The 6,826-nt window shown below is 48.4% G+C and carries 9 protein-coding genes; all 9 read left to right on the plus strand.

Translation table 11 applies throughout. From position 1 onward, the window contains the following. The first annotated feature begins 54 nt into the window (after nucleotides 1-54). The 9 genes from rpsK (at nucleotide 55) to E5S67_RS21485 (ending at nucleotide 6,596) form a co-directional block, all read left to right on the plus strand. On the plus strand, nucleotides 55-453 hold the full coding sequence (gene rpsK, locus E5S67_RS21445; protein WP_006634980.1) for a 30S ribosomal protein S11: 399 nt from the start codon (nucleotides 55-57) through the stop codon (nucleotides 451-453). A 174-nt stretch (nucleotides 454-627) separates the two neighbouring features. Next, entirely contained in the window at nucleotides 628-1,572 is a 945-nt protein-coding gene (locus E5S67_RS21450; RefSeq protein ID WP_332958426.1) for a DNA-directed RNA polymerase subunit alpha, read from the plus strand. 125 nt (nucleotides 1,573-1,697) lie between these two features. Then, nucleotides 1,698-2,048, plus strand: a complete 351-nt coding sequence (gene rplQ / locus E5S67_RS21455) for a 50S ribosomal protein L17 (RefSeq protein ID WP_006634978.1) — start codon at nucleotides 1,698-1,700, stop codon at nucleotides 2,046-2,048. 29 nt (nucleotides 2,049-2,077) lie between these two features. Further along, entirely contained in the window at nucleotides 2,078-2,920 is an 843-nt protein-coding gene (gene truA / locus E5S67_RS21460; RefSeq protein ID WP_172190409.1) for a tRNA pseudouridine(38-40) synthase TruA, read from the plus strand. A gap of 139 nt (nucleotides 2,921-3,059) precedes the next feature. After that, nucleotides 3,060-3,515 (plus strand): 50S ribosomal protein L13, encoded by a 456-nt coding sequence (gene rplM / locus E5S67_RS21465; protein ID WP_172190410.1) that lies wholly within the window; start codon nucleotides 3,060-3,062, stop codon nucleotides 3,513-3,515. Further along, nucleotides 3,515-3,925: a 30S ribosomal protein S9 gene (gene rpsI, locus E5S67_RS21470; protein ID WP_106147490.1), complete on the plus strand. Its 411-nt coding sequence runs from the start codon at nucleotides 3,515-3,517 to the stop codon at nucleotides 3,923-3,925. The genes rplM and rpsI overlap by 1 nt, the downstream gene beginning before the upstream one ends. 191 nt (nucleotides 3,926-4,116) lie before the next feature. Continuing rightward, nucleotides 4,117-4,425: a 50S ribosomal protein L31 gene (rpmE, locus tag E5S67_RS21475; protein ID WP_006634974.1), complete on the plus strand. Its 309-nt coding sequence runs from the start codon at nucleotides 4,117-4,119 to the stop codon at nucleotides 4,423-4,425. Between the two features lie 337 nt (nucleotides 4,426-4,762). Beyond that, nucleotides 4,763-5,857: a peptide chain release factor 1 gene (prfA, locus tag E5S67_RS21480; RefSeq protein ID WP_172190411.1), complete on the plus strand. Its 1,095-nt coding sequence runs from the start codon at nucleotides 4,763-4,765 to the stop codon at nucleotides 5,855-5,857. A gap of 370 nt (nucleotides 5,858-6,227) precedes the next feature. Beyond that, nucleotides 6,228-6,596 (plus strand): hypothetical protein, encoded by a 369-nt coding sequence (locus E5S67_RS21485; protein WP_172190412.1) that lies wholly within the window; start codon nucleotides 6,228-6,230, stop codon nucleotides 6,594-6,596. Nucleotides 6,597-6,826: the final 230 nt, after the last annotated feature.

Here is a 6,826-nt window from a genome sequence, read left to right on the forward strand (position 1 = left end):
GCTGGCTCCTAGCGCTTCGGAACATTAGTTGAGAGAAACGTTAAAGAGACTAATATGGCGCGACAACAAACAGGCAAGAAATCTGGTGCAAAAAAGCAGAAACGGAATGTACCCAATGGGGTAGGCTACATCCAGTCTACCTTTAACAACACGATTGTAACTATTACCGACCTCAACGGCGAAGTAATATCCTGGGCATCGGCAGGTTCCAGCGGTTTTAAAGGAGCTAAGAAGGGGACTCCCTTTGCAGCTCAAACAGCAGCAGAAAGTGCTGCCCGCAGAGCCAACGACCAAGGAATGCGCCAAATAGAAGTAATGGTGAGCGGGCCCGGAGCAGGTCGAGAAACTGCAATTCGGGCGCTGCAAGGGGCGGGACTGGAAATCACCCTGATTAGAGATGTTACCCCAATTCCTCACAACGGCTGTCGCCCTCCCAAGCGGCGTAGAGTCTAAAACGATTTGAGATTTTAGATTTTAGATTTTGGATATTGGCTAACTGCTTAAAGTCAAAAACTAATGGTTCTAACTGTTGCCCCGTCCATCCAAAATCCGAAATCCGTTCAGGGGTATGCTCTGCAATCTAAAATCCAAAATCAAAAATCCAAAGTGGAAAAGGGAGGTCACTCCGTGGCGCAGTTTCAAATTGAATGTATAGAGTCTAACACTGACAAAGACCGCAGTCAGTACGGAAAATTTGTCTTGGAACCGCTCGATCGCGGTCAGGGAACTACTGTTGGGAATGCGCTTCGGCGAGTTCTGCTGTCAAATTTGGAAGGAACGGCAGTAACTTCAGTCCGAATCGCGGGGGTCAATCACGAGTTTGCCACGATCGAAGGGGTACGCGAGGATGTTCTAGAAATTCTCCTGAACATGAAAGAGGTCGTCCTCAAAACTCATTCTCAGCAGCCGCAAATCGGCAGGTTGCGGATTGAGGGGCCCGTCACCGTTACGGCCGATCGATTCGATTTGCCCTCAGAGGTGGAATTGATCGATCGCTCCCAGTACATTGCAACTCTCTCGCCCGGCTCTGTTCTGGAAATGGAATTCAGAATTGAAAAAGGCATCGGATACCGAGCAGTAGACCGCAGTCGCGATGATGGGTCGGCTTTGGATTTTCTCCAAATTGACGCCATCTTTATGCCGATTCGCAGAGTCAACTACAGCGTTGAAGATGCTAGGGTAGGCGGCACGGTCGAGAAAGACCGGCTGATTATGGAAATCTGGACTGATGGCAGCGTGACTCCTCAAGAAGCTTTGAGTCAATCTGCCCACATCCTGGTAGATTTATTTGCACCTCTCAAAGACATCACCCAAGATTCTCTCAAACCAGAGTATCCCGGTGAAGCCGATCCTACCAGCCAAATTCCGATCGAAGAATTGCAGTTGTCCGTCCGGGCTTACAACTGTCTCAAGCGGGCTCAGATCAACTCAGTCGCAGACTTATTGGATTATACCCAAGAAGACTTGCTCGAGATCAAGAATTTCGGGCAGAAGTCCGCAGAAGAAGTGATTGAAGCTTTACAAAAACGCTTGGGCATTACTTTGCCACAGGAAAAATCAGCTAAAAGTTAATCAACGGGTAACGGGTAAAAAAGTTCTGAATTTTAAGTAGGTGAGTTTTTAAGTTAAAGAATTCACCGCTCAAAACTCGCGGACTATCCCGGCGCCCAATTACCAATTACCAATTACCAACTGCCATGCGTCACCGCTGTCGCGTTCCCCAACTCAGCAAACCGGCTGACCAGCGCCGCGCCCTACTGCGCTCGCTGACCACCGAATTAATCCGCCACGGTAAAATCACTACCACTCTCGCCCGCGCCAAAGCGCTGCGCTCAGAGGCGGACAGGATGATTACCCTCGCCAAAGATGGCTCCTTGGCCTCTCGCCGCCAAGCTATGGGCTATATCTACGATAAACAGTTAGTACACGCCTTGTTTGAGGCGGCACAAGAACGGTACGGCTCGCGCAACGGGGGCTACACCCGGGTAGTACGAACTGTCCCCCGTCAAGGAGACAATTCCGAAATGGCGATCGTTGAACTGGTTTAATTCCATTTTGGGTTGGAGATTTGTGATTTATGACTGACAATCGAAAATCCCCAATCGAAAATCCCCAATCGATACAGCGCGTTGCTCTGGTAATCCAATACCTCGGCACTAACTTTCACGGTTGGCAGCGACAGCCGAACCAGCGTACAGTACAAGAAGAAATTGAAACAGCAATATCGACTGTTCTGGAACGCCCGGTAACGCTGCACGCTGCTGGGAGAACCGATGCGGGAGTTCACGCTGCTGCTCAAGTAGCGCATTTTGATGCCCAGGGCCCAATTCCGGCTCACCGCTGGGCAAGCGTTCTCAACTCTCGACTGGCAAAAGATATTTTAATTCGAGCTTCGGCAAAGGTGGAACCTACCTGGCACGCTCGGTTCTCAGCCAGTTGGCGACGCTATCGCTACACCCTTTATACAGACCCGACCCCTAATTTGTTTGTGCGTCCTTTTGCTTGGCACTGCTATCACGCCCCTGTGGATGAATCTTTGATTCAGACAGCTTTGACACCGCTAATCGGGCGGCATCACCTGGCTGCTTTCCACCGCGCAGGATCTGCCCGCCCCCATTCCTGGGTGAACGTACAAGCGGCAGAGTGTCACCGTTCTGGGCCTCTTGTCTATATTGAGGTTCAGGCGAGCGGGTTTCTGTACGGGATGATGCGGCTGCTGGTGGGGTTGCTGGTGCAGGTGGGTCGCGGGGAAAGGCCGATCGACAATTTCACAGATATCTGGGTCAACGAACGCCGAGAAATGGTAAAATATGCCGCTCCCGCTCAAGGTTTGTGCCTGCTGCGGGTTGGCTATTCAGAATTTCCCTTTCCCCCAGAGGTCTGGTACGACACCCAGCCAAAATTAGTCATTAGTCATTAGTCATTAGTCATTAGTCATTAGTCATTAGGTAACTACTAATAAAAAACTAAGGACAACTAACAATTAAAAACTGACAACTGACAACTGACAACTGACAACTAACAACAGTTAACAGTTAATAGACAACTAAGAACAAACAATGAACAAAACTTACGTCCCTACTCAAGACTCCCTAGAGCACAAGTGGTACGTGGTCGATGCCGCAGACCAGCGGCTGGGCCGTCTGGCAACTGAAGTTGCCATGTACCTCCGGGGGAAACACAAACCGACTTACACTCCTTCTATGGATACCGGCGACTTCGTAATAGTCATCAATGCTGACAAAATAGCTGTTACTGGCAAAAAACGCACCCAGAAAATCTACCGCCGCCATTCTGGAAGACCGGGCGGAATGAAAACAGAAACTTTTGCCAAATTGCAAGCACGTTTGCCCGAAAGAATTGTGGAAGAAGCTATACGGGGAATGCTGCCTCACACTTCTCTAGGCAGACAATTGTTTACTAAGCTGAAGGTGTACGCTGGCCCAAACCACCCGCACCAAGCTCAAAAACCAGAAGAGTTAATTGTTCACACGATTCCGGGAGGAAATGACTAATGCAAGCAACAGATACCGGCCGCGCTGTGTACTGGGGTACCGGTCGCCGCAAATGTTCAGTAGCGCGGGTGCGCTTGGTTCCCGGCACTGGCATACTGACTGTCAATGGTAAAGAGGGGGATTTGTACCTGCAATTCAACCCTACTTATTTGGCTCTCGCTAAGGCCCCTCTGGAAACTTTGGGTCTGGAAAATGAGTACGACATTTTGGTAAAAGTCGAAGGCGGTGGCTTGACAGGTCAGGCTGACTCGATTCGCTTGGGTGTCGCTAGAGCACTTTGTCAATTAGACCCGGACAACCGCAAGCCTCTGAAGACTGAGGGCTATTTGACTCGCGACCCGCGGGCAAAAGAACGGAAAAAGTACGGTTTGCGGAAAGCTCGGAAAGCTCCTCAATACTCGAAGCGGTAATCGAGGGAAGAAGCAAGAAGGAAAAGGCAAAAATTATCTATCCAGATTTTATCTGCCTTTTTTTGAAGTTTATTTCCGATTCCTGATTCCTGGTTCCAACAGATATAAGGCAAAATTCGTGCTGTTGTTGGTGTACAAGTCCTGCAGCAGCTAAAATGGTTGTAAAGTCAAAAATTAGAGAGTAAAAAACAATGGCAAAAGATGGCATTCACCCTGAGTGGTATCCCGAATCTCAGGTTTATTGCAACGGCGAACTTGTGATGACTGTGGGTTCAACTAGACCAAAGCTTCAAGTTGATGTCTGGTCGGGAAATCATCCTTTTTATACTGGCACTCAGAAGATTATTGATACTGAAGGTCGTGTGGAGCGCTTTATGCGGAAATACGGCATGACGGAGGTAGAAATGCCGAAGGCAGATGCTTCGTCTGGGCCGCTGAAAATGGAAGAGCCGAAAGCAGATGCTTCTAAGGCTGCTGGTAAAGGCAAAAAGAAGAAGTAGCCGGATTGTCATTTGTCCGCAGTTTGTTGAGAGTAGTTCTTTCTACCGACAACTTACCGCCCTCGGATTTTAGATTTTAGATTGAAGACTTGCTATGCAGGCAGTTGAGTTCGATCGAGTTAAGTTAGATCGACATTCTATCCTAAGTGCTCTTCAGTTCTAAGATCTAAAATCTAAAATCTAAAATCGATCCGCCCTCGGATTGGAGAGTTTAGATTGAAGACTTGCTATGCAGGCAGTTGAGTTCGATCGAGATTCTATCCCAACTGTTCTTCAAATCTAAAATCTAAAATCTAAAATCTAAAATCTAAAATCGATTGACAAAGGACAACTGACAATGGCTGAATCTTATTTGCTGGATAAATTGAAGTCGGTAGAGCAAACTTTTAACGAGTTGACTCGCCGCATGGCTGACCCGGATGTGGCTAGGGACAATCAAGAGTTTCAACGGGTAGCGAAAGCTCGATCGTCCTTGGAGGAAGTGGTCGATACTTTTGCTCTGTGGAAAACCACTCAGGAAGATTTGGTGGGCGCGCGACAGGTTCTCAAGGAAGCCGCGGGCGATCGAGATATGCAAGAAATGGCTGCGCTGGAAGTTCAGGAACTTGAGTCGAAGCTGGAGAATTTGGAAAGTCGTTTGAAGGTTTTGCTGCTCCCCCGCGACCCGAACGATGACAAGAATATTATGCTGGAAATTCGGGCGGGTACTGGCGGAGATGAGGCTAGTATTTGGGCTGGAGATTTGCTGCGGCTGTATTCCCGTTACGCTCAAACTCAAGGCTGGCAGGTGAAGTTGGTGAGCGAGTCGCTGGCGGAAATGGGCGGCTTTAAAGAGGTGATTCTGGAAATTACAGGCGACAGCGTTTACAGCAAGCTGAAGTTTGAGGCTGGAGTACACCGGGTGCAGCGGGTGCCTGTGACTGAGGCTGGCGGCCGGGTGCATACTTCGACGGCGACGGTGGCTGTGATGCCGGAGGTTGATGATGTGGAGATTCACATCGATCCGAAGGATATTGAGATGAGTACAGCTCGATCGGGCGGTGCTGGCGGCCAAAACGTGAACAAGGTGGAAACTGCTGCGGATTTGTTTCACAAGCCGACGGGAATTCGGATTTTCTGTACTGAGGAGCGCAGTCAGTTGCAGAATAAGGAGCGGGCGATGCAGATTTTGCGGGCTAAGCTCTATGAGATGAAGTTGCGGGAGCAGCAGGATGAGGTGAAGTCGCGACGTTTGGCTCAGGTTGGTACTGGTTCGCGATCGGAAAAAATTCGCACTTACAACTATAAGGACAATCGGGCTACCGACCACCGTTTGGGGGAAAATTTCTCGCTCAATAGTGTTTTGGAAGGAGATATTGAGGGGATTATTCAAACTTGCATTTCTCAGGATCAGCAGGAACGTTTGGCTGAGTTGGCTGCTTCTACTAATTGATGGAGTGATGGGGGGCTAGGCGCATTGTTTGCTCAGCCTCAGTTCCCTTGTTACGCGGGAGATCTGGTTGAGTAGGGCTTCCCAAATTGCATGGGCGCTTTGGACGGGATACTTGAAGCGTTCGAGGTCGCTGTACTATGATTTCTATGCAATGGATTGGAGAGTCTTTCGATCGCGATTAGGTATTAATATTACATTGGTTATGTTCGCTGCTTTTATGAAATCGTTTATTTTTTATAAATAAAAAATATGCTAGACAAGTTCTTGCAAGTTAACCCATTGACTCTACCATCTTTGCCTTTAACAGAAAAACAGAACGTAATTGCTCAACCCTCTTGACAAGAAGACTAGATAGACATTAGATAAAGGAATGAAAAAACTCCCTGACCTAAAACAACTATCGGACGAGGCAAAAGACGCGTTGATAGTAGACCTACGGCAGGAAATCCAAAAACTGCGCGCAGCATTAACCACTGACGAATCAAAACCAGACTCATCCCCTACTAAAACCAGCTCGAATTCCAGCACTCCACCATCAAAAGGATTCAAGCCCAACATCAAGCCATCGAAAAGAGAAGGACTCAAAAGACAAAAAAGCATCGGCAGAGCAGGAGGGGGAAGATACCTACATCCCGAACCCGACCAAATCACGATCGCTCAACTTAAAAGTTGCCCCCAGTGTGGAGCAACAGTAACTGCCAGAGCCCAAAAATTGCAATCCGTCTATGACAAAATTTAACTACCACCAATTCGCCCAATCGTGAGCGGCGTAGAGCGTTATGGCGGTCACTGCGCCTGCTGTCAAACCGACTATCTTGCCCCCGTACCCGCAGGAATGGAACCAGGTTCACCATTTGGCAGCTCAATTCAAAGCTTAGCCCTCTTTTGTCAGTTTCGGCAGAAAATAATCTGGGATGGTTATATCATAAGACTTTTACCAAAAACCTTGATTTGGGCCATTCTGTTAGA

The sequence above is a fragment of the Microcoleus asticus IPMA8 genome (assembly GCF_013179805.1).
Taxonomy (GTDB): Bacteria; Cyanobacteriota; Cyanobacteriia; order Cyanobacteriales; family Microcoleaceae; genus Microcoleus; species Microcoleus asticus.

What these genes read in the sequence shown, in the direction of transcription:
- rplQ (WP_006634978.1), top strand. Translation starts at nt 1,698, where the DNA reads ATGCGTCACCGCTGTCGCGTTCCCCAACTCAGCAAACCGGCTGACCAG.
- truA (WP_172190409.1), top strand. Translation starts at nt 2,078, where the DNA reads ATGACTGACAATCGAAAATCCCCAATCGAAAATCCCCAATCGATACAG.
- rpsI (WP_106147490.1), top strand. Translation starts at nt 3,515, where the DNA reads ATGCAAGCAACAGATACCGGCCGCGCTGTGTACTGGGGTACCGGTCGC.
- prfA (WP_172190411.1), top strand. Translation starts at nt 4,763, where the DNA reads ATGGCTGAATCTTATTTGCTGGATAAATTGAAGTCGGTAGAGCAAACT.
- rplM (WP_172190410.1), top strand. Translation starts at nt 3,060, where the DNA reads ATGAACAAAACTTACGTCCCTACTCAAGACTCCCTAGAGCACAAGTGG.
- rpsK (WP_006634980.1), top strand. Translation starts at nt 55, where the DNA reads ATGGCGCGACAACAAACAGGCAAGAAATCTGGTGCAAAAAAGCAGAAA.
- E5S67_RS21485 (WP_172190412.1), top strand. Translation starts at nt 6,228, where the DNA reads ATGAAAAAACTCCCTGACCTAAAACAACTATCGGACGAGGCAAAAGAC.
- rpmE (WP_006634974.1), top strand. Translation starts at nt 4,117, where the DNA reads ATGGCAAAAGATGGCATTCACCCTGAGTGGTATCCCGAATCTCAGGTT.